Raw genomic sequence first — 20,022 nt, 5'->3', positions numbered from 1 at the left:
AACGGTAAAAAATCCATTTTAATGGAAAATGATCTCGTTGAAATAATAAAGCCGCCCCCGAAAATTTCGAGGCGGCCTCTTATCAATCCCTTCTTAATAAAGCCAACAAGTGCGATCTTGCTATTGCACGTGCATCTTTATGGTAGGCGCACCGGCCAATGTTTCTGCATTCGCATTCTTTGCAAACTTCTCGAAGTTTTTCAAAAACGCTTCTGCCAGAAAGTGAGCCTTGTGATCATATTCGTCATGATCATGCCATGTATTTCGGGGGTCGAGTATTTCTGTTGGTACATTAGGACAATCGGAAGGTATAGCTATACCAAACACGTCGTGTATCTTGAAAGAAACAGTATCAAGTTCTCCATTCAATGCAGCGGTGATCAGTGCTCGAGTATGTTTCAGACTCATACGCTCACCTATACCATACGCTCCACCAGACCAACCGGTGTTTACCAGCCATACGTTCACACCTGCTTCCTTCATTTTCTTGCTTAACATTTCTGCATATATAGCAGGATGAAGAGGCATAAACGGAGCACCAAAGCACGCGCTGAAAGTCATGGTAGGCTCAACGACATCAGCTTCTGTTCCGGCTACTTTCGCCGTATAGCCTGATATAAAATGAAACGCAGCCTGCCCCGGAGTAAGCTTGGCGATAGGAGGCAGCACACCATAAGCATCGCAGGTAAGGAAGAAAATGTTCTTTGGATTCTTGCCAAGAGAAGGTTGTGCTATATTTTGGATATAGTCTATAGGATAACTCACGCGCGTATTTTCAGTACGCGACCCATTGGTGTAATCTACTTCATTCGTTTTTTCTTTGAAGCAGACATTCTCAAGGAGAGCACCCGGTTTGATAGCCCGGAAAATATCAGGTTCTTTTTCTTCAGAAAGATCTATTGTTTTCGCGTAACAACCTCCTTCGAAATTGAAGATCACATTATCCGGAGTCCATCCATGTTCATCATCACCAATTAACTTCCGGTTTGGATCTGCAGAGAGCGTTGTTTTTCCCGTTCCGGATAAACCAAAGAATATAGCTGTATCACCTTGCTCACCCATGTTGGCAGAGCAATGCATAGGCAGTACATTTTTTTGATAGGGAAGTATAAAGTTTAACGCTGAAAAAATTCCTTTCTTGATTTCACCGGTATAGCCGCTTCCACCGATAAGAATAATTTTGCGAGTGAAGTCTATAATTGAAAAGTTATGCTGACGTGTTCCATCTACGGCAGGATCAGCATGGAATCCGGGGGTGTTTACGATGAGCCACTCGGGCTCAAACGCTTTCAACTCTTCCTCCGAAGGGCGAATGAACATGTTGTATACAAAAAGATTGGACCACGCATATTCGTTGACCACTCGTATATTCATCCGATAGCGTTCATCGGCACAGGCATATACATCACGCACAAAAAATTCTTTGCCATTCAAATATACCAGCATCTTCCTATAGAGCTGTTCGAATTTAGCAGCATCGAAAGGTATATTAAAGTTATTCCACCAGACTGAATTTTCAGTAACGTCATCCTTTACTGTGAATTTATCTTTAGGAGACCTGCCGGTAAACTCACCTGTATCTATAGCGAGCGCGCCCGTTCGGGTGATCTTTGCATGGCCACCTTCCAGTGTCATCATGGTCAGTTCATCGGGTGAGAGGTTCCAGTAGGCTTTCCCTTCGGGAATACCGAGGTGTTCGATCCCGAATGATCGGGATCTGGTTCCGAATTCCAACATGTTTCAATTTGGGTTAATGAGTTAGATGCAAAGTTAGGGCAATTTGAAATCGTTTCAATCGTTTGCAATTATATTTTGTTTCCTGTTGCGGTGAACAAAGACTATTTGCGAAAATGGATTTATCGGCCTACTTTCAAGCCGGTTTAAAGAACCGCAAGCAATATTTTATTTTACCTACCTGACCTTTGGTTTAAATGAGTTCTGACAAAACATTTTTTGGCCATCCGCGTGGATTGGCTACTTTATTTTTTACGGAGATGTGGGAGCGCTTTAGCTACTACGGTATGCGGGCACTACTGCTGCTCTTCATGGTGGCTTCTGTTGAGGAGGGCGGAATGGGCCTTGACGACAAAACCGGTGGTGCTATATATGGACTCTATACCATGTTTGTATACTTGCTCGCACTGCCAGGCGGATGGCTTGCCGATAAATTCTTCGGACTTCGTAAGAGTATATTTTATGGCGGCTGTATCATCGCTTTAGGACATATATGTTTAGCACTTCCTACCACTGAAACATTTTTTATAGGCCTCTTGCTGATCACGATCGGAACAGGATTACTGAAGCCGAACATCAGCAGTATGGTAGGAGAGATCTACCCACCGGAAGAACAAGTAAGGCGTGATGCGGGGTTCTCTATATTCTTTATGGGCATAAATTCCGGTGCACTCATCTCACCGATCATTGTCGGATATTTAGGAGAGAATATAAACTGGCACTATGGTTTTGCTGCAGCGGGTGTTGGTATGATCTTCGGATTAATTCAGTTTAAGATCACAGAGAAATACCTCGGAACAGCAGGCCTCGAACCAACGCGATTGCCCAATGCTGCGCAACAACAAAAGCGTGACAATACAATTCGCGCAGGTTTATGGATTGCAGCATTATCACTGGCTGCGTTCGTCACATCATTGCTGATGGGGATCATTACTATAAATCCAGTAGTATTTGCCGAAGCTTCCGGAATTGTGATCGGTATATCTGTACTGATATACTTTGTATATGTATTTCTCTTTGAGAAACTCAACACAGACGAGAAACGGAAAGTGTTCGCTATATTCCTGATGTTCTTAATAACCACGGCATTTTACGCAGGCTATGAAGGACAAGGTTCATCGCTGAATCTTTTTGCCGACCGCTATACACAACGCGTATTCGGCACCTTTACCATGCCGGCAAGCTGGCTGCAATCTGCTCCACCATTCTTTGTTATACTCTTTGTTCCCGTATTTACCTGGTTGTGGTTTTCATTGGCAAAGCGGAAATTAAATCCGACTACTCCGGTGAAGATGGCTTTAGGTTTAATCTTTATGGGATTAGGATACCTGGTAATGATCGGTGCATCAGACATCGTGATCGCTGGTGGTAAACCTTTACCAACCTGGTTGATCGTAACCTATATGTTTCACACATTTGGTGAGATCTGTCTATACCCGATCGGCTTGAGTGGTGTAACCAAGTTGTCTCCAAAACGATTGGTCGGCCAAATGATGGGGGTATTCTTTATGGCACTTGCACTCGGTAATCTTTTTGCCGGTATATATGCCGGAGAATTTAATGATGAAGCAATCACTGCCAATCCCTCGTTACTCACCGATCTCTTTGGTCTCATTGTAAAGATCATGTTTGTTGGTGGCCTTATCGTAATTGTATTTAGTAAACCAATCCGGAAACTGATGGGTAATATTCAATAAATATTCACGCGCACTCATTAACCACCTATGGAAGTAAATAAATTTTTTAAACCGTACATCTCACCGGAGCAGAACATTCCGGAGTTTACGCTCAAAGCAGTTACGTTCGGCTCACTCTTTGGAATTCTTTTCGGAGCATCAACAGTATATCTGGCGCTAAAAGCCGGGCTTACCGTTACAGCTTCGATTCCCATCGCGGTGATTGCCATTACGCTGGGACGTAAAATTCTGAAGACTACAATTCTTGAAAATAACATTATACAAACCACAGGCTCTGCAGGGGAGACGATCGCAGCGGGGGTTGTGTTTACATTACCCGGTTTTCTTTTTCTTTCGCCCGGTCAGGATGGAGTAAGTATAGGCGAAGCATATTTTGATTACCTCACCATCCTTATACTCGCAGCATTCGGAGGAATGTTGGGTACATTGATGATGATTCCGCTGAGAAGATCGTTGATCGTAAAAGAGCATGGCACACTTCCGTATCCGGAGGGAACTGCCTGTGCCTCCGTATTACAGGCCGGAGAAAAGGGCGGTGTGTTTGCAAAAACTGCTTTCGCAGGAATGGGTATAGCGATGGTATATGCGCTGTTTCAAAAAGTATTTCACGTCATAGCAGAAGTACCATCCTACGTTACAAATCAGGCCAGTAAATATTGGCCTTCCGCAGCAACGCGCGGAGAAATAACACCCGAATATTTAGGCGTGGGTTATATTATAGGGCCACGGATTTCAGGAGTCTTAGTAGCAGGTTCTGTACTGGCGTGGTGGGCTGTTATACCATTGCTGAGTACACTCGTTGCTCCGGATACAGTGGCTACACAACTGGTAAAATTAGGAAGTCTTGCCAATCTCAATACACCCGGAGGTTACGGCAACTGGGATCCACAGACGCATACGTTCGGAAGTTATGCAGATGCATTATACCGCGCCTACGTCCGCCAGATTGGTGCAGGCGCTGTGGCAGCAGGAGGTTTTATAACGCTGATCAAAACAATACCGACGATTGTAAGCTCTTTCCGTGAGAGCATGGGCTCACTTAAAGAAAAAGGAAAGGGTAGTGTACTGCGCACAGAAGATGATCTGTCGTTTAAATTTGTAATTATAGGAAGCGTTGCTTTGGTACTCTTAACAGCTATACTTCCTGGCACGATCATTCCAGGTGATGGTATATTTCAAAAACTTTTTATCGGGCTACTGATTGTAGTATTCGGGTTCTTCTTTGTTACTGTATCCAGCCGTATCGTTGGTTTGGTAGGAACCAGTAACAATCCGATCTCCGGAATGACGATTGCTACATTGATGGGTACTTGTTTGATCTTTACCAGCATTGGCTGGTCTGGTAAATTCTATGAACCACTCGCGTTGGTTGTAGGCGGTATGATTTGTATCGCAGCATCAAATGCAGGTGGCACTTCGCAGGATCTGAAAACAGGTTTTATTGTTGGTGCTACACCACGCTACCAGCAGCTCGCACTTTTTATAGGCGCTATAGTTTCATCCATAGCGATAGGAGTAATTGTGAAGATACTGGATACTCCAACAGCAGCCATGGCAGCGCAAGGTATAAAACATGCTATAGGGAGTGATACATATCCAGCACCACAAGCTACACTGATGGCTACGCTGGCGCGTGGCATACTTTCATATAACCTCGATTGGCAATTCGTAATTGTCGGAGTATTTATAGCGATAACCATGGAGCTATGCGGCATTAAAGCACTCGCATTTGCTATAGGCCTATATTTACCACTGTCCACTACGCTTCCTATTTTTGCGGGTGGTGCTGTGAAAGGCTATGTTGATTGGAAAGCGGAGCGTAAGGGAGAAAAACCACAAGACGATGAACTGGGACGTGGAAGCTTATTTGCTACCGGACTCATTGCAGGAGGAGCATTGACAGGTGTGATCGTGGCAATCCTCGCAGTGGTATTGCCATCGATTATGGGGTCTTTGAATCTTGAACATGGATTGGTTGAAAGTCTTGGAGCAGGTGGGTATCAGATTCTGGGTACATTATTTTTCATCGCTATGATCGCAATGCTATATAGATTGGCGGTAAAGAAATAATAGTCTTAATCTATAAACCCTAAACTCTCCCTATGAAAACTAAAGTGTTACTGTTGTTTGTAGTATGTACAGCCTTTACCGGTTTTACAAATGAATCATCGCTAAAAGTTAAATTCAATCCGCAAACCTACGATCTTCAGTTAGGCGATCTGAAATTTGCAAAGGGCTTGAAGATCTCTGATTTCATTGCTAAATATGGTGAACCAAGTGAAAAGAAGACTCATGCCAGTGGCGAGGTAACTTATTTTTACGAGAACTATGGCATCGTGCTCGCCGCACAAGCTGAAGAGGTTAAACTTGTCGGGTTTACTTTCAATACGGATGGCGATAAAAAATTTGCCGCCAATAGTTTTAAAGGCGAGTTTATGTTTGGTGATCTTTCTCTTACTACCGAGACAAAACAGACCGAGCTTCAAGGCGTAAAGACCTTTAAGTTTGTTTGTCCAATGCCAATCATGTGTGCCGGTGAAGATAGAAAGGCTCCGCTTAAAGTATTGGTGGGCTTCAATGAAGACAAGCATACCATAACGCAACTTGCTTTTATGACAAATTAGTAAAAGATGTTATACTGAAAACAAAAGAGGATGCCTGATTAGATAAGGCATCCTCTTTTTATTTGTGAATGAGATATACATCAACCGGTATACTCGATACGGTGATATACCTTTTTAGTTTTTTTGCTGATGAGAAGCGTGTGCCTCATCGGAGACTTCAGGCATTCGAATACATCATATTCATCTATAGCGGTATCCCAAAAGAAAGCTGACGCTTCATACTCCGTGAGTGTAATGCGTTGTCTTATGGAAGCAAGATCCCGATAGGAGACCTGGTAACAAACCGTATCTGCTTTTATAGCATACTTCGGAAATGGTAAGGAAGCCATTGTTTTAAGAAGTACTTCGCGATCCGCTTCGTATTCAAAATAACTCGCATAGTTTCCGGAGTTATACTTTATCTTGACTCCAGCGAGATCACTCAGTTGCAATGCCTCCAGTGCTTTTTGTGAAAGTGTATCTTTGAGATAGGCCCGCAACACCAGCGGAGGCAGCGTGCCGGTTGGGAAATCGTCATTCGCTATAGATGCAGGTTTCTTACAGGCTGCAAATGAAAATAGTATCAGTAGCGGAATGATCGAAAGACCTCTCATAGTTAGTTTGTTATACGGTAATTTCGATAAGCTGTTTCAATGCTTCAAGTGCTTTGGTTTCCGATTGGTCTACTTTACCATCGGCTCGGATGATTTCCTGCATCGCATCAAGCAAATTACTTTTTTGTAATTGTTGTTCCTGTCCAAAGTGTTTTACAGTCTGCAGAAACAAGTCGCTAAGCTTAGCACTGTCGAAAGAGTTATACTCCCGAATAGCAGTATATAGTTTCCTTTCGATGTCAGTTCCGTCCGGGTATAGGCTCGCCATTTTCCCCTTGATAGCGGAGAGCTCAGACGGATCATAACTATTATCAGCCTGTGATAGATGAACGTACAGAAAAACAACGAAGTCAGAGAAGGAAGAGTGGATGATCATAATTTGTAAGGGTCAGAGAAAGCTAAAGTAACCGTTATAGTGTTGCTGGCAAAATTTTAGAATAAAAAAAGGCCCGGCAGATTGCAGGGCCTTTTGTAGTTCTTTCAGATGCTAGTGTTTATTTAGCCGAGCTTAAGTCGGGCATCAGTTCACCTTCAAAAGCAGGTTCAACTGTTCTTTTCGATTGGCTTATTGTTAATGGTGAGATCAGGTCTGTGATCTTCAACAATATACCCGTGCCTATAAATGTATAGGTCACAACGATGACCAACGCCTTCATGTGTACAATGAAGAGAGCAGTCTCACCAAAGAAAAGACCATTGCCTGTTGTGTTAGCACCGTTCACAGCGGTGTTAGCAAGCAACGCTGTCATTACCATACCAACAGCACCACCTACACCATGGCAAGGAAATACATCCAGTGTATCTTCGAGTGAAGTCTTAGTAGTTTTCCAATGAACCATCACGTTACTGATCAAGCTCGCAAATGTACCAATGAATAAACTGGAAGGTATAGTAACAAAACCTGCAGCCGGTGTTATGGCTACCAATCCCACTACGGCACCAATACAAAATCCAAGTGCAGAAGGTTTTTTACCCCGAACAGAATCAAATAATATCCAAGCAAGGCCCGCAGCAGCAGAGGCAGTATTGGTGGTTGCAAATGCAGATGCAGCTAATGAGTTTGCACCAAATGCACTCCCGGCATTGAAGCCGAACCATCCGAACCACAGTAAACCTGTACCCAGCAATACATAGGGAATGTTAGCAGGAGCGATGTGTTTTTTCTCTTCATTACTTTTCAGAAATATAGAAGCTACCAATGCAGCTATACCAGCAGACATGTGTACAACAGTTCCACCGGCAAAATCAAGAACCCCCATCTTGAAAAGGAATCCTTCCGGATGCCATGTCCAATGTGCGAGTGGAGAGTATATAAACAGCGAGAAGAGTACCAGGAAAATAATATAGGACTTAAAGCGAACGCGTTCAGCAAATGTACCCGTGATTAAGGCAGGAGTGATGATCGCGAATTTCAATTGGAAGAATGCAAAAAGGATAAGCGGTATAGTCGGGGCGAGTGACCATGGCTTACCATCCATAACATTCTGAAACATAAAGAAAGATCTGGGATCACCGATGAGTCCACCGATGGAATCTCCGAAGGCCAGACTAAAACCAACAACGATCCAAAGTACACCTACAACACCCATCGCGATAAAGCTTTGGAACATAGTATATATGATGTTCTTCACATCGATCATACCACCGTAGAAGAAAGCAAGACCTGGTGTCATCAAAAGTACCAATGCTGAAGCTGCAAGCATCCAGGCAATGTCTCCACCGTTCAATCCCTCGGTTACAATTTGTTTGGGTAAGGCCGGCATAAAGACGGCCAATATGCTGAAGCCCATGAGCAGCAGCAAAAAGATTAATGATTTCTTCATAAGGCGTTAATTCTGGTTGTAAATCAAAAATCGGAATTTTTTTAAAGAGTGCCTCTAAAAGTACCGCACGTTTGAAAGAAAAATGACCGAAAACGTTGTAGGTGACTTTATTTTAACCCTGGATGGCTAAAAAGTGTGGATTTTTTGAAAATCTTTTAATGAATAAAACGCCCTTGAAAATACACTTTCCAAAGTCAGCGCTTAAAGTATTGTTTCAGGATCACGGACTATCACGAATTGCAATTATTTTCGCGCCCATGTTTACGCAGTACGAAGATGTTTTGGAGTATCTGTACACGAGCCTTCCCATGTTTCAACGCATCGGGGCAGTAGCGTATAAAAGTGATCTTACCAACACAATAGCGCTTTGTGAATCACTGGATAATCCACAGCGAAAATTCAAATCGATTCATATAGCCGGGACCAATGGAAAAGGAAGCACTTCGCACATGCTGGCATCGGTGCTGCAGTCTGCCGGGTATAAAACCGGACTATATACTTCGCCACACCTGAAGTCTTTTACAGAACGCATTCGCGTGAACGGCAAAGAGGTCACACAAGCTTTCGTTGTTGATTTTGTGAATCGTATCCAAACTTCCATCGATTCGATTCAACCTTCATTCTTTGAGATTACTGTAGCAATGGCGTTTGATTACTTCGTTCGTGAACAGGTAGATATTGCTGTGATTGAAGTTGGCTTGGGCGGAAGACTCGACTCTACCAATGTAATCACTCCCGAGCTTTCGCTGATTACAAATATAGGATGGGATCACACCGACTTATTGGGAAATACACTTGAAAAGATAGCGGCAGAAAAAGCAGGCATCATCAAGAAAAATGTTCCCGTCATAATCAGTGAACGTCAATCCACCGTTGAAAAAGTATTCATAGATAAAGCGAAGCAAGAGAACGCATCGTTATGCTTCGCCTCTGATGCGTATAGCGTAAATCTTGCTGCGGAAAAAGGAAATATACTCTTTGATGTTTTTAAGAACAAGGTTCCGGTAGTGGAACGCTTAGACCTGCCGTTGCAAGGGGAATATCAACGGAAAAACCTGCCCGGTGTTTTGAAGGCAGTGAGCATACTTCGGGAGTCTGGCTGGAAGATTTCAGATCAGCATATAGTCGAAGGTCTACTCAAGGTCGTTTCACAAACGGGTTTAAAGGGACGGTGGCAAAAACTGAGTGCTTCTCCGTTGGTCATTTGTGACACAGGCCATAACATCGATGGAATTGAAAACGTAGTACATCAGTTAAAACACCTCGTCTACGAAAAATTATTCGTGATTATCGGCATGGTGAAGGATAAAGATATTTCGGGTGTATTACAGCTTTTGCCAAAGGATGCTAACTATTACTTTTGCCAGGCCAATATTCCAAGGGCGCTGGATGCCGTTACGTTGGCAGAACAGGCGGGTAAGTTTGGATTGAAGGGCGTAGTAATACCCAATGTCAATGATGCTATAGCACAAGCAAAGCTTACAGCCACGACAGACGATGTAATCTTTGTTGGAGGAAGTACATTTATAGTAGCTGAGATTGAAGGATTGTAATTTTATATTATTGATACCATATAAAAATGATTCACGGATAAGGATTGATTCATTGAATCGTAAATTTTATTAATCTGGCAATCTTCAGCTTTACATCTGACAATCCAGAATCTTGAAAGTAGAAAAAAATAGAAAATATATATTTGTGAAACGAAAACTGGAACGGTTTAAGATCATTGAAGAGCGGAGTAATGTTATTGAGCCAACAAAGCCGATTTACGAGGCTATCAAAGGAAAGTGGAGAGCGGAATATTTTAAAAATGATCAACCTATAACGGTAGAGTTAGCCTGCGGTCGCGGTGAGTATTCTGTAGGGCTAGGCCGACTTTTCCCCGGCAAGAATTTTATTGGTGTAGATGTGAAAGGAGAGCGGATCTGGAAAGGGAGTACCATTGCTATAGAAGAAAACCTACAGAATGTAGCATTCCTCCGTACGCATATACTCATGATCGAAAAATTCTTTGAGCCAGGCGAGATCGATGAAGTATGGCTTACATTTCCGGATCCTCGTCCTACCAAACGTGATATCAAAAGGCGATTAACCAGCCCGCGCTTTATAGAAATGTATAAACGCCTCCTTAAACCAGGAGGTTATGTCCGACTCAAAACCGATAATACTCCGCTATATGAATACTCGCTCGAAGAGATTCAAAACAGAAATGATATACATGAGCTGAAATTTACAAGCGATGTATATGCCTCCGAACTGCGCCCGGAATGTTTTGATATTAAAACCCGTTACGAAGAAGCATTCGCAGCCAAAGGAGAGACCATCAAGTATCTTCGTTTTCATTTTTAATTTTTTAAATTTCGGTATGAGTGATACAACAAATTTCTATCTCGAAGAGAAGTTCCTGAGTGCTGACCGGATGATTGGCGAAGGAAGGTTGAGTGAAGCAGCACATCTGCTGGAAGAGATTCTTGCAGAGGCTCCTGATTTTGGTAAAGCGCATAATCACCTGGGATGGCTATACGAAACAAAATTTAAAAATTACGTCCAGGCGGAAGAGCACTACCGATTAGCCATTAAGTTTTCACCGGAGTATCCCGCGGCATACTATAACTATTGTTATTGCCTTTCAGCACTTCGTAAACACGAGGAACTTGAGCGTGTGCTGGAGTTAGCGATCAAAGTATCCGGAATTAGTTACGCAAGTATCTATAATGAATATGGTTTGCTTCGCGAAGCACAAGGTAAACTGGACGATGCTATACATTACTTCCGACTGCACATTCAAAATTCGTTTGACGCCAAGACTATAGAAACTGCCGCAGACTCGATCAAACGCTGCGAACGTAAGAAAGAACTGCTTGGCTGAGTATACTGGCTAATCGTTACTCGTGAAGTATTATATATGATTCATGAATACACTTGTTAGTTAGCAATGGTGCTTAAAGTTCAACGGTTAACAATTTGATAACAGCATCAGACAACTCACTTCACAATAGCCCTATATCTTTGAAGCAAAGAACTTCTTCATAGGTTTGGGGATTCCCCAGAGGCTTTATTGTCTTGGGGAATCATTATTTTTAACCATGGGCAAGAAAAAGAAACGAGACGTTGAACTCGTCATTTTATCCGACATTCATCTTGGCACCTATGGCTGTCATGCAGAGGAGCTGTTGCGTTATCTCAAAACGATCCGGCCCAAGAAAATCATTCTGAATGGTGATATCATCGACATGTGGCAATTCAGTAAACGCTACTGGCCCAAGTCGCACATGCAGGTGGTGAAACACATTATGGGGCTGCTTGCCAAGAATACAAAAGTTATATACCTCACCGGTAATCATGATGAGATGCTCAGAAAATTTTCAGGCTTTCGTCTTGGGTCATTTATCATTGATAACAAAATTGTACTCAAGCTTCATGGTAAACGCGCGTGGATATTTCATGGGGATGTGTTTGACGTTACCATGCAATACTCCAAATGGCTGGCGAAACTCGGTGCTATAGGATACGATACACTGATTCTGATCAACACTTTTGTAAACTGGTGTTTGCTGAAACTGGGCCGCGAAAAAATATCACTTTCTAAACGTTTAAAAGATAGTGTCAAGTCAGCAGTAAAATTCATTAATGATTTTGAAAAGACAGCAGGAGATATAGCCATTGAAAATGGTTACGATTATGTTGTGTGTGGCCATATTCATCATCCGGAGATAAAAAAAATTCAAACGGAGAAAGGAGAGGTTATGTACTTGAATTCCGGTGACTGGATTGAAAATCTTTCGTGCCTGGAATACGATGGTACGAATTGGCGCATTTACCGGTATGCCCAGGATAAAGTTGCTCAGGCTATAAAATTACCGAAGCGTTTCAGGGGTGACAGGCTCGATAACGATGAAATTTTTCGCGACCTTGTCAATGAATTCTTAACAGTTAAAAAGTGAAAATCCTATTTGCTATTCAAGGTACCGGCAACGGCCATCTGGCGCGTGCCGAAGATATCATTCCAATTCTTCAACAGTATGGTGACCTTGATCTGTTTGTTAGCGGAGCACAAGCCGATATCAAACTTCCGTATGCTGTAAAGTATAAATCAAAAGGTTTGAGTTTTTACTTTGGTAAAAGCGGTGGTATAGATTTTATGCGCACTTTCAAGCACAACAGTTCCAAGGAAGTATATAAGGAGATTAAAAAATTTCCGGTAGAGAAGTATGACCTGGTGATAAATGATTTTGAACCGATTACTTCCTGGGCGTGTCGCAAGCGAGATATACCTTGTGTAGGTCTTAGCCATCAGTCTGCTTTACTTTCATCGAAAGTGCCAACACCTAAAAAGATGGATCCGGTAGGAGAATGGGTGCTTCATAACTATGCTCCCGTAGATAAATATGTATCCTTTCACTTTGAGCGTTACGACAAGAATATATATACACCTGTGATTCGTGCGGCAGTGCGAGAGAGTAAGAATATAGAGAAAGATCACTATACCGTTTACCTGCCGTCATATGATGATAAAAAACTGGTGCCGTTACTGGCGAAGATTCCGCAGATAAAATGGCATATCTTTTCAAAGCATGCGCGGAAGCCATACCACATCGGAAAGCTTTCGGTATATCCTGTAAACAAAGATGAATTTGCAGAGAGTGTAACCTCCGCCAAAGGCGTATTGTGTGGCGCAGGATTTGAAACCCCTGCTGAAGCCCTATACCTTGGTAAAAAGCTGATGGTTGTTCCTATGAAATCGCAGTTGGAACAGCACTATAATGCAGCGTCTTTAAAGCAACTCGGAGTACCTGTACTAAAGCGCGTAAAGAAAAAGAACCTCGAGAAGATTTTAAATTGGCTGGAGACGGATGCCCGCGTGTCGGTACAGTATGAGAATATAACTGCTGAGGCAGTAGATCGTGCTGTGAAACTCGGCAAGAAGTAACGGACTGGCTGCTGTGCGCAACCTCTCAACGCTATAAAATTCATTCCTTCGTAATGCTTGTGTAAAGATGCGATAACGTTTGCTCTGTATTTTTCCGTATCGGAAAAGTTATGAGAGATAAAAAGCATTTCAAGGTATTGGTGGTGGATGATGACAGAGACATCCTTGAGTTATTAGAGTACAACCTGGCAAAAGAGGGCTTCACTGTAAAGACGATTGATGAAAGCCATGATGCTATAGCCGTTGCAAAGGACTTCGCGCCTGACCTGATTATTCTGGATATTATGATGCCTCATCCCAATGGTATCGAAATCTGTCGCGAGTTAAGGAGCATGAAGCGTTTTGCAGATACCTATATATTCTTCCTTACCGCTAAATCTGAAAGTTACTATCACGAAGCTGCACTCGACACAGGTGGCGATGACTATATAGAAAAAGTTATCGGACTTCGAGCGCTTACCTATAAAGTAGCTACGGTACTGAAACGCAAGTTTGTTATCAGGAAGAGTATAGCTGAATTAAAAGTGGGTAATCTCAGGATACACCGTAAATCAAATTCAGTACATATCGGTGATCATGAGATAACGCTAAGCAAACCTGAGTTTGAACTTCTTTTCTTCTTTGCACAAAACCCGAGCAAGGTTATTTCTCATGAAAATTTACTCCAAAACATCTGGGGCTCCGAGATATACCTGTTCGATACTTCTATTGATGTATATATCCAAAATCTGAAAAAGAAGTTAGGCATCAACCTCATTCACCGTACAAGTGATAATCGATATCGGTTGGATTTCAGATAGGAGAGAAGTATAGTGTATCTGTAATGATGCGTTACCAGCGTGGAGGAGTTTTGAAGAACGTGAGCGGTGTTTGCCCCGTAAACGATTTGAAGTCCTTTATAAAATGCGCCTGATCAAAATAACCGGCAGCATGAGCCGTGTCGGTAAGATTTTGTTTTTGTGGATATATATTGATCAGGTCTTTGATCCGGACAATAGTAGAGAATTGCTTGGGAGAAGTCCCGATGATCCTTCTGAAACGCTTCTCGAAAGGATCACGGCTAATCGGTAGATCCTCCAGCAGTTCGTTTATACGGATCGCTCCATTGGTAGATTTAATTTTTTGAATAGCGCTATAGACCAGCAGATCGTCTGAAGATTTTTTTAACTCTGAGACAAGGAAGCGCTCAACAACTGAAATCCGTGCTGCGTTATTTTTAGCCTCTTCCAGCTGTTCTTCAACTTGTGTCAATTTATAGCGAGGAACCAGGTTGTCGAGTGATATACTCTGTTCAAAGAGATCGTGCAGCGGCTCTTTAAAAAATGCAGCAGCGCCACCTTCATTGAATTTAACGAGCAGCGTTGCAGTCTTTTTCGAGTATTGTACAATTCGTGGAGACTTACGAAGTCCTGATATTACAGCGGCAGGCATCATGTTTTGTGAGCCCTGTATTCCATATACCATACTTCCTTTAAATCGAAACGCCATGATGATCGAAGTATCAGGCAGTATTTTATTTTTCATTCCATCTTCGCTTTCGATGATTACAAAAGCTTTGATGAAAGGCTTTAGAGTTGCAGACGGTGAATAGTTCTCAACGATCATGATCCCGATAGTTACACCTTTGTAAATTTACGAAATATAATTTATCCAGGTTGCATGAAGCAACCTTAAAACATCATCATTGGAATACTTCTCGTATGATCGGCCCGTAGATAACGGAGAACATGTAGCGACATAAATCAGAAATATAGGGTGGCTACATCGATTGATTGAATACGGACTTATGGCCTTTAACAAGTCGGTGCTTTTAAAGCAACATACGTTTTTTTCATTGATATACCGATGAACATAATTATTAAGAATGACACTTTAAGCCAATGCTGCCTGTGAGCTCAATCAAATCAGGTGTTATATGTGATTCTATTTCTCTAAATTAAGTCTTATTTTTTACGGCTTGTGTAGTTTATAAGCGTACCGGATATTAACTTAGGAAATAAGTCATGCCGCATCAACCTGCTTTTTTGTTGTCAAGAATTTATATACTGATCGTAATGATCTTGTTGCAAGCTATGCCGTTGTTGGTTATAGGACAATCTGTCCCTGACTTCAGGGAGCGGCTTGAAGAGGCTTCAACGTCACACGAATTTCAGTCTGCCTTTGATGAGATGATTACTATTTTTCATGCAGGGAAATTACATTTCCAGGATGACGATGTAATCACGATCGTAAACATTGCCCGTGATAAAAAATTTTCTGAAAAGATATTGCCGAGCGTTTATGGTTGGGCAGGAACTATGTTTGGCAATGGACGGATGAATGATGCCATTGTTTTCTTTATGGAAAGTGCAGTCTTGTTTGAGAAGCAAAATAATAAAATAGGCGAAGCGCATAGCTACTTTGAAATCGCGCTCATTCAACATAAGGCTGAGAATTATGAAGAAGCAAAAGAATACTATACCAAAACGCTTGCTGTAGGAGGAGATTCACTTCACTATAGAACGATCATTAATTGTTACAATGGACTTGCCCTGATTTTACGCGAGCAGGAAGTATACGAGCAAGCAATAAGAGATTTTAGAAAGGCATATCAGGTTGCGTCTATCCGTAACGATACCGCATGGATTGCTATACTGGCCGGTAATATAGGAAGCGTTCATTTGCGCCAGCAGAACTATGATAGCAGTCTGTTCTATTACTTCAGGAACTTGAAACTGATTAGGCTTACTTCAGAATTTGAGAACGAGATTGAAACCTATGCTCATCTCGGAAGAGTATTTGTAAAGAAGAAGAACTACCCGATGGCGTTGCGCTATCTGGACAGTGCACAGTATATAATTTCAAATAGACAAATCAAGTTTAATGATTTCTTCAATCCGATGGACTATATCGATGAGTCGTATGCATTTTTGTATGCAGGGCTTGGTGACTATAAAAAAGCGTTTGAATATCAGAACAAGTACTATGAGGTAGCACGTGAAAAACAACTTTTGATCAACGGCAGAAACTTGAAACAACTCCAGGCAACGCAGGCATTCAAGCAAAAGCAAAGTGAGCTTGAGTTGTTGCAAAAAATAAACGAAGCCAACGTGGCGATTATAAGCCAACATCGCTACGTGAAGATTGCTTTTGGTATTATTATAGCACTCATCAGTATATTGGCTTATATCGCTCTTCGAACAGGGAAGGTGCGGAAGAAACTCAATGATAAATTATCATATTCGAATCGCGAGCTGGCGCGACTTAATAGAATTAAGGACCAACTGTTTTCAGTAATCAGCCATGATCTCCGCGGGCCGCTTGGAAATCTGCAGGCCGTTTTGGATTTATATAAAATTGGTGGCCTTACACCCGAACAATATGAGGGACTGTTGGCAGAGCTCAATCACCAGGTAAAGGCATCCGGCAATGCATTGGAGAATCTTCTTCAATGGGCGCGGGCGCAGCTTGGTGAAGTCAAGACCAATTCTGAAAAAATTATACTTCGGGACATTGCAGACCACGTATCGGATCAGTTCAGAAGAAATCTGGCTGAGAAAAAAATAACATGCGATAATGCATTAACCGATGAACATATAGCATGGGCTGATAAGAACCAGGTTGAAATTATTATGCGGAACCTGGTTGGCAACGCTATTAAGTTTACACCGGCGAACGGTTCAATTAAAATTTCAGGTGAGCGTCACGCTAATGCTGTGAAGGTGATTGTTGAAGATACCGGCATTGGCATGACTGAAGAAGAAACCCAAAAGTTATTACACCACGATGAATACTTTACCAAGCTAGGCACCAACCAGGAAAAAGGTACAGGTATGGGGCTGCTTATTTGCAAGCAGATGATTGCAAACAATGGTGGGTCTATGGAAGTAGTAAGCGAAAAAAATAAAGGCTCTGTATTCACATTCACCTTGCCAATTGCGCAATATGATACAGCGCAGGTTAATCACACAAAAATATAGTACATTTTTTTAATGTTGAGTAATACAGATTGCGTTATCGAAAAGACGTTGTTAGTAAAGTATATAGTGTAATCAGAAATTTAAATCTCTTTTTAGTTGCAAGTCCCCGAAAGTATAGCTGATATTTGGTATACCTGTTGTTAGTAATGATAAACGTTAACGAAATGATACTACTCTGTTTTCAGAAGAATCAAACAGGTTTGTTTTTATAATGAAGATGATCATAAACCTCTTATCGTAAGAAAGATTTAGGTTTCCGGTGTGCCTGGTATAGTGATGTTGAGAGTGATTGAGTGCACTACCGGTTAACCTTATGAACGATAGCTATACCTGTTTGATAAAATGAAAATTGCTACTTACAACCTGAACAACCTGTTCGAACGTCCTAAAGTTTTTGAATTGGATGGACTCTCTGCGGAAGCCTCCCTTATCTTAAAAGACTATTATCGCCTGATAGAATTACTTTGCAAAGATAGTTACACGCAGGATGAGGTGGAGATAAAGCACATCATAAAGAACCGTATAGAAACCACAGTAAAGAAGAAGTACTTCGAGATTATACAGGTGCGTGAAAAGCTATATAGTATAGCGACCGGTAAGGTCAAGTTGAAAGCAGGAGGGAAGCAGGATTGGCTTGGGTGGGTGCAATTGGTGAAACAGGAAGTACACGAGGTCGCTACGCAAAATACAGCGCGCATTGTTGATGCGCTGGAAGCAGATATACTCTGCACCGTTGAAGTTGAAAGCCGTACCGCGATGGAGAATTTCAACAAGAATTTGTTGACGAACAAGTATAAATATTCGATGCTGATCGATGGTAATGATGACCGTGGTATAGATGTAGGTCTTTATTCCAATTATCCAATCACGAATATTGAGACCCATATTTTTGATACCTACACGGGAGCAAACAAGCGGCAGTATAAAATATTCAGCCGTGATTGTGCCATGTATACCATTGATTACAATGGAAGCCCTATCCACATTTTGTGTAACCACTTTAAGAGCCAGGGATATGGCAGTCCGGGTGCGAATAACAACAAGCGGCAACTTCAGGCGGAGCGCGTACAGGAAATCATCAACCAAAAATTCAACCTCACAAAAGATAACGTAGTGGTAGCCGGAGATCTGAACGATACTCCTGATAGCAAATCGTTAAAACCGCTTCTTTCTATGCAAGGCATGGAAAATATAATTGCCCGCAATGAAGGTACACACGGCACATATCTCAACACCCGGAAGCAATTTGATTACCTGTTGGTTTCAAAAGCGTTGTCGGATAAATATACTGATAGCAGGATAGAGCGCGGTGGTATATTCAATGGTAAGAACACAATAGAAAGTCCCTTGCATCAAGCCTCCGATCATGCTGCTGTTGTAGCGGAGTTTAAATTTTAACAGTTACAGTGGGTAAATATGTGACTGTAAAAAGTTATCGTTTATATTCGGGCCCCAAACAAACCCAACTTATCAATATGAACGTAAGAATTCTCTGCGTGTCCGCTCTTGTTATGCTCCTGTCGTGCGAGCGTAATGCTTTAAATCACGGACCAGACAAAGTAAAATCGCTGCAAGGAACATGGCTGCTGATCACTGGTACGACTATTCAAAAGAATGACACAACACACACAGATTATCAAAAAGGTCAGCGGATGATAAAGATCATCAACGACACACATTTTGCATTCCTGAATCACGATCTTAATCATGGTAAAGACTCTACCTCCGCCATGTATGTAGCCGGTGGTGGTCGCTATACACTTACGGGCGATCAATACACCGAGCACCTGGAGTATTGTAACTTCCGCGAGTGGGAAGACAAAACATTTCACTTCACCGTTACACTGAAAAGTGATACCCTGGTACAACGCGGTATTGAAAAGATTGAAGAGACAGGTATAGATCGCGAAATCATCGAAACCTATATTCGTTTACATAGCGATAGCGTTACACATCAATAAGTGTCTAAAAAATAATCGGTGTTGATACAGCGCAGGCAATCAACACCGATTCTATACGAGATTCTATAATTAAAGTGTTATAGTTAATGATCGTCTTCGAGCATTTCTAAAATCTCCGAGAGCTCGTTGTAATCTTTAAGTCCCGGTTTTATCTCACTGCTGCCACTCAACGCTATACCGTGAATGTTCTGCTTATCGATGCGCTCAATGTTTTCAGCAGATTCAACCGCCAGCAAAATTTCATGATCGTTGGCAAGTTGTGCCAGGTCACTGCGTTCGCGTACCAATATAAAACTAGGTTCGGCTTCAATGGATGCCAGCGTTTCGCCAGAGTCAATGGAGAGGATGAACGGAAGCGTTATAAGCTCGCGCAAAGCCTGCCACTCTTTTTTACCAAGCTCCAGGTAATCGGGGCGGTAATTTTCTAAAACAGCTGCCAATTGTTCTGCGTTTGTTATGCCGTATACTTCCGCCACGATCTGTGGGCCCGTAACCCAGCCTCTTATTTCCTGAAATTGTTTTGGACTGATATAACTCTCTTGTCCTTCAATTGCGCGAAAACCGAGCAAATCAACGCCCATACCTGCACAATACCGTGCATCGCTCAGGTTGGATATGCTGCCTACTTTTACGAATGTCTTTAATGCCATAGTTAAAATGCTCTGGAAAAAATAACTTTGAGGGTGTTTACGTTCAAA

18 protein-coding genes are annotated in these 20,022 nt (G+C 42.1%); 12 read left to right on the top strand and 6 right to left on the bottom strand.

Translation table 11 applies throughout. From position 1 onward, the window contains the following. Positions 1-120 precede the first annotated feature (120 nt). A complete protein-coding gene (gene pckA / locus B5Y40_RS21010) occupies positions 121-1,737 on the bottom strand; it encodes a phosphoenolpyruvate carboxykinase (ATP) (RefSeq protein WP_143785865.1) in 1,617 nt (538 codons plus the stop codon). Positions 1,738-1,931: 194 nt separating this feature from the next. Here pckA and B5Y40_RS21005 point away from each other — a divergent pair, with 194 nt between their 5' ends. Genes B5Y40_RS21005 through B5Y40_RS20995 form a run of 3 tightly spaced genes read left to right on the top strand, consistent with a single transcriptional unit; the run spans position 1,932 to position 6,055 of the window. After that, positions 1,932-3,431: a peptide MFS transporter gene (locus tag B5Y40_RS21005; RefSeq protein WP_079688807.1), complete on the top strand. Its 1,500-nt coding sequence runs from the start codon at positions 1,932-1,934 to the stop codon at positions 3,429-3,431. 27 nt (positions 3,432-3,458) lie between these two features. Continuing rightward, positions 3,459-5,501 carry an OPT family oligopeptide transporter gene (locus B5Y40_RS21000; protein WP_079688806.1) on the top strand — a complete coding sequence of 681 codons (2,043 nt, stop codon included), beginning with the start codon at positions 3,459-3,461 and terminating at the stop codon, positions 5,499-5,501. Between the two features lie 32 nt (positions 5,502-5,533). After that, a complete protein-coding gene (locus tag B5Y40_RS20995) occupies positions 5,534-6,055 on the top strand; it encodes a DUF7738 domain-containing protein (protein WP_079688805.1) in 522 nt (173 codons plus the stop codon). Positions 6,056-6,135: 80 nt separating this feature from the next. Here the strand turns inward: B5Y40_RS20995 and B5Y40_RS20990 are convergent, their stop codons facing one another. The 3 genes from B5Y40_RS20990 to B5Y40_RS20980 form a co-directional block, all read right to left on the bottom strand. After that, positions 6,136-6,648 carry a hypothetical protein gene (locus B5Y40_RS20990; protein WP_079688804.1) on the bottom strand — a complete coding sequence of 171 codons (513 nt, stop codon included), beginning with the start codon at positions 6,646-6,648 and terminating at the stop codon, positions 6,136-6,138. Positions 6,649-6,658: 10 nt separating this feature from the next. Beyond that, complete coding sequence (locus B5Y40_RS20985) at positions 6,659-7,024, bottom strand: tellurite resistance TerB family protein (protein WP_079688803.1); 366 nt, start codon at positions 7,022-7,024, stop codon at positions 6,659-6,661. Positions 7,025-7,142: 118 nt separating this feature from the next. Next, complete coding sequence (locus B5Y40_RS20980; RefSeq protein WP_079688802.1) at positions 7,143-8,471, bottom strand: ammonium transporter; 1,329 nt, start codon at positions 8,469-8,471, stop codon at positions 7,143-7,145. Between the two features lie 122 nt (positions 8,472-8,593). Between B5Y40_RS20980 and B5Y40_RS20975 the strand changes: the two genes are divergently transcribed. From B5Y40_RS20975 to B5Y40_RS20950, 6 genes are all read left to right on the top strand, one after another. After that, a complete protein-coding gene (locus B5Y40_RS20975) occupies positions 8,594-10,024 on the top strand; it encodes a bifunctional folylpolyglutamate synthase/dihydrofolate synthase (RefSeq protein WP_317043567.1) in 1,431 nt (476 codons plus the stop codon). A gap of 145 nt (positions 10,025-10,169) precedes the next feature. Further along, positions 10,170-10,823, top strand: coding sequence for a tRNA (guanosine(46)-N7)-methyltransferase TrmB (trmB, locus tag B5Y40_RS20970; RefSeq protein WP_079689288.1), 654 nt, complete (start codon positions 10,170-10,172; stop codon positions 10,821-10,823). A gap of 16 nt (positions 10,824-10,839) precedes the next feature. Next, positions 10,840-11,343 (top strand): tetratricopeptide repeat protein, encoded by a 504-nt coding sequence (locus tag B5Y40_RS20965; RefSeq protein WP_159453767.1) that lies wholly within the window; start codon positions 10,840-10,842, stop codon positions 11,341-11,343. Between the two features lie 217 nt (positions 11,344-11,560). Then, positions 11,561-12,418 carry a UDP-2,3-diacylglucosamine diphosphatase gene (locus B5Y40_RS20960; RefSeq protein WP_079688800.1) on the top strand — a complete coding sequence of 286 codons (858 nt, stop codon included), beginning with the start codon at positions 11,561-11,563 and terminating at the stop codon, positions 12,416-12,418. Then, complete coding sequence (locus B5Y40_RS20955; protein WP_079688799.1) at positions 12,415-13,404, top strand: glycosyltransferase family protein; 990 nt, start codon at positions 12,415-12,417, stop codon at positions 13,402-13,404. The genes B5Y40_RS20960 and B5Y40_RS20955 overlap by 4 nt, the downstream gene beginning before the upstream one ends. Before the next feature lie 110 nt (positions 13,405-13,514). Beyond that, entirely contained in the window at positions 13,515-14,204 is a 690-nt protein-coding gene (locus B5Y40_RS20950) for a response regulator transcription factor (RefSeq protein WP_079688798.1), read from the top strand. 31 nt (positions 14,205-14,235) lie between these two features. On the opposite strand, the gene B5Y40_RS20945 is transcribed toward B5Y40_RS20950, so the two are convergent. Then, the gene (locus B5Y40_RS20945) at positions 14,236-15,009 is read right to left on the bottom strand and encodes a helix-turn-helix transcriptional regulator (protein WP_079688797.1); all 774 of its coding nucleotides are present in this window, start codon (positions 15,007-15,009) and stop codon (positions 14,236-14,238) included. A gap of 398 nt (positions 15,010-15,407) precedes the next feature. Here B5Y40_RS20945 and B5Y40_RS20940 point away from each other — a divergent pair, with 398 nt between their 5' ends. From B5Y40_RS20940 to B5Y40_RS20930, 3 genes are all read left to right on the top strand, one after another. Continuing rightward, positions 15,408-17,363 carry a tetratricopeptide repeat-containing sensor histidine kinase gene (locus tag B5Y40_RS20940; protein WP_079688796.1) on the top strand — a complete coding sequence of 652 codons (1,956 nt, stop codon included), beginning with the start codon at positions 15,408-15,410 and terminating at the stop codon, positions 17,361-17,363. A 342-nt stretch (positions 17,364-17,705) separates the two neighbouring features. Beyond that, a complete protein-coding gene (locus B5Y40_RS20935; protein WP_079688795.1) occupies positions 17,706-18,761 on the top strand; it encodes an endonuclease/exonuclease/phosphatase family protein in 1,056 nt (351 codons plus the stop codon). Positions 18,762-18,838: 77 nt separating this feature from the next. Then, positions 18,839-19,324: a lipocalin-like domain-containing protein gene (locus tag B5Y40_RS20930; RefSeq protein WP_079688794.1), complete on the top strand. Its 486-nt coding sequence runs from the start codon at positions 18,839-18,841 to the stop codon at positions 19,322-19,324. A gap of 83 nt (positions 19,325-19,407) precedes the next feature. Here the strand turns inward: B5Y40_RS20930 and B5Y40_RS20925 are convergent, their stop codons facing one another. Next, positions 19,408-19,974 carry a beta/alpha barrel domain-containing protein gene (locus B5Y40_RS20925; protein WP_079688793.1) on the bottom strand — a complete coding sequence of 189 codons (567 nt, stop codon included), beginning with the start codon at positions 19,972-19,974 and terminating at the stop codon, positions 19,408-19,410. Positions 19,975-20,022: the final 48 nt, after the last annotated feature.

It is taken from the genome of Ohtaekwangia koreensis, assembly GCF_900167975.1.
GTDB lineage: Bacteria > Bacteroidota > Bacteroidia > Cytophagales > Cyclobacteriaceae > Ohtaekwangia > Ohtaekwangia koreensis.
This window is presented reverse-complemented; position numbering and strand designations above follow the sequence as displayed.

Bases quoted from the DNA above. Each gene is read 5' to 3' on its own strand.
- B5Y40_RS20995 (WP_079688805.1), top strand. From the start codon at position 5,534: ATGAAAACTAAAGTGTTACTGTTGTTTGTAGTATGTACAGCCTTTACC.
- B5Y40_RS20990 (WP_079688804.1), bottom strand. From the start codon at position 6,648: ATGAGAGGTCTTTCGATCATTCCGCTACTGATACTATTTTCATTTGCA.
- pckA (WP_143785865.1), bottom strand. From the start codon at position 1,737: ATGTTGGAATTCGGAACCAGATCCCGATCATTCGGGATCGAACACCTC.
- B5Y40_RS20935 (WP_079688795.1), top strand. From the start codon at position 17,706: ATGAAAATTGCTACTTACAACCTGAACAACCTGTTCGAACGTCCTAAA.
- B5Y40_RS21005 (WP_079688807.1), top strand. From the start codon at position 1,932: ATGAGTTCTGACAAAACATTTTTTGGCCATCCGCGTGGATTGGCTACT.
- B5Y40_RS20930 (WP_079688794.1), top strand. From the start codon at position 18,839: ATGAACGTAAGAATTCTCTGCGTGTCCGCTCTTGTTATGCTCCTGTCG.
- B5Y40_RS20925 (WP_079688793.1), bottom strand. From the start codon at position 19,974: ATGGCATTAAAGACATTCGTAAAAGTAGGCAGCATATCCAACCTGAGC.
- B5Y40_RS20975 (WP_317043567.1), top strand. From the start codon at position 8,594: ATGGCTAAAAAGTGTGGATTTTTTGAAAATCTTTTAATGAATAAAACG.
- B5Y40_RS20985 (WP_079688803.1), bottom strand. From the start codon at position 7,024: ATGATCATCCACTCTTCCTTCTCTGACTTCGTTGTTTTTCTGTACGTT.
- B5Y40_RS21000 (WP_079688806.1), top strand. From the start codon at position 3,459: ATGGAAGTAAATAAATTTTTTAAACCGTACATCTCACCGGAGCAGAAC.
- B5Y40_RS20940 (WP_079688796.1), top strand. From the start codon at position 15,408: ATGCCGCATCAACCTGCTTTTTTGTTGTCAAGAATTTATATACTGATC.
- B5Y40_RS20965 (WP_159453767.1), top strand. From the start codon at position 10,840: ATGAGTGATACAACAAATTTCTATCTCGAAGAGAAGTTCCTGAGTGCT.
- B5Y40_RS20960 (WP_079688800.1), top strand. From the start codon at position 11,561: ATGGGCAAGAAAAAGAAACGAGACGTTGAACTCGTCATTTTATCCGAC.
- B5Y40_RS20980 (WP_079688802.1), bottom strand. From the start codon at position 8,471: ATGAAGAAATCATTAATCTTTTTGCTGCTGCTCATGGGCTTCAGCATA.
- B5Y40_RS20950 (WP_079688798.1), top strand. From the start codon at position 13,515: ATGAGAGATAAAAAGCATTTCAAGGTATTGGTGGTGGATGATGACAGA.
- B5Y40_RS20945 (WP_079688797.1), bottom strand. From the start codon at position 15,009: ATGATCGTTGAGAACTATTCACCGTCTGCAACTCTAAAGCCTTTCATC.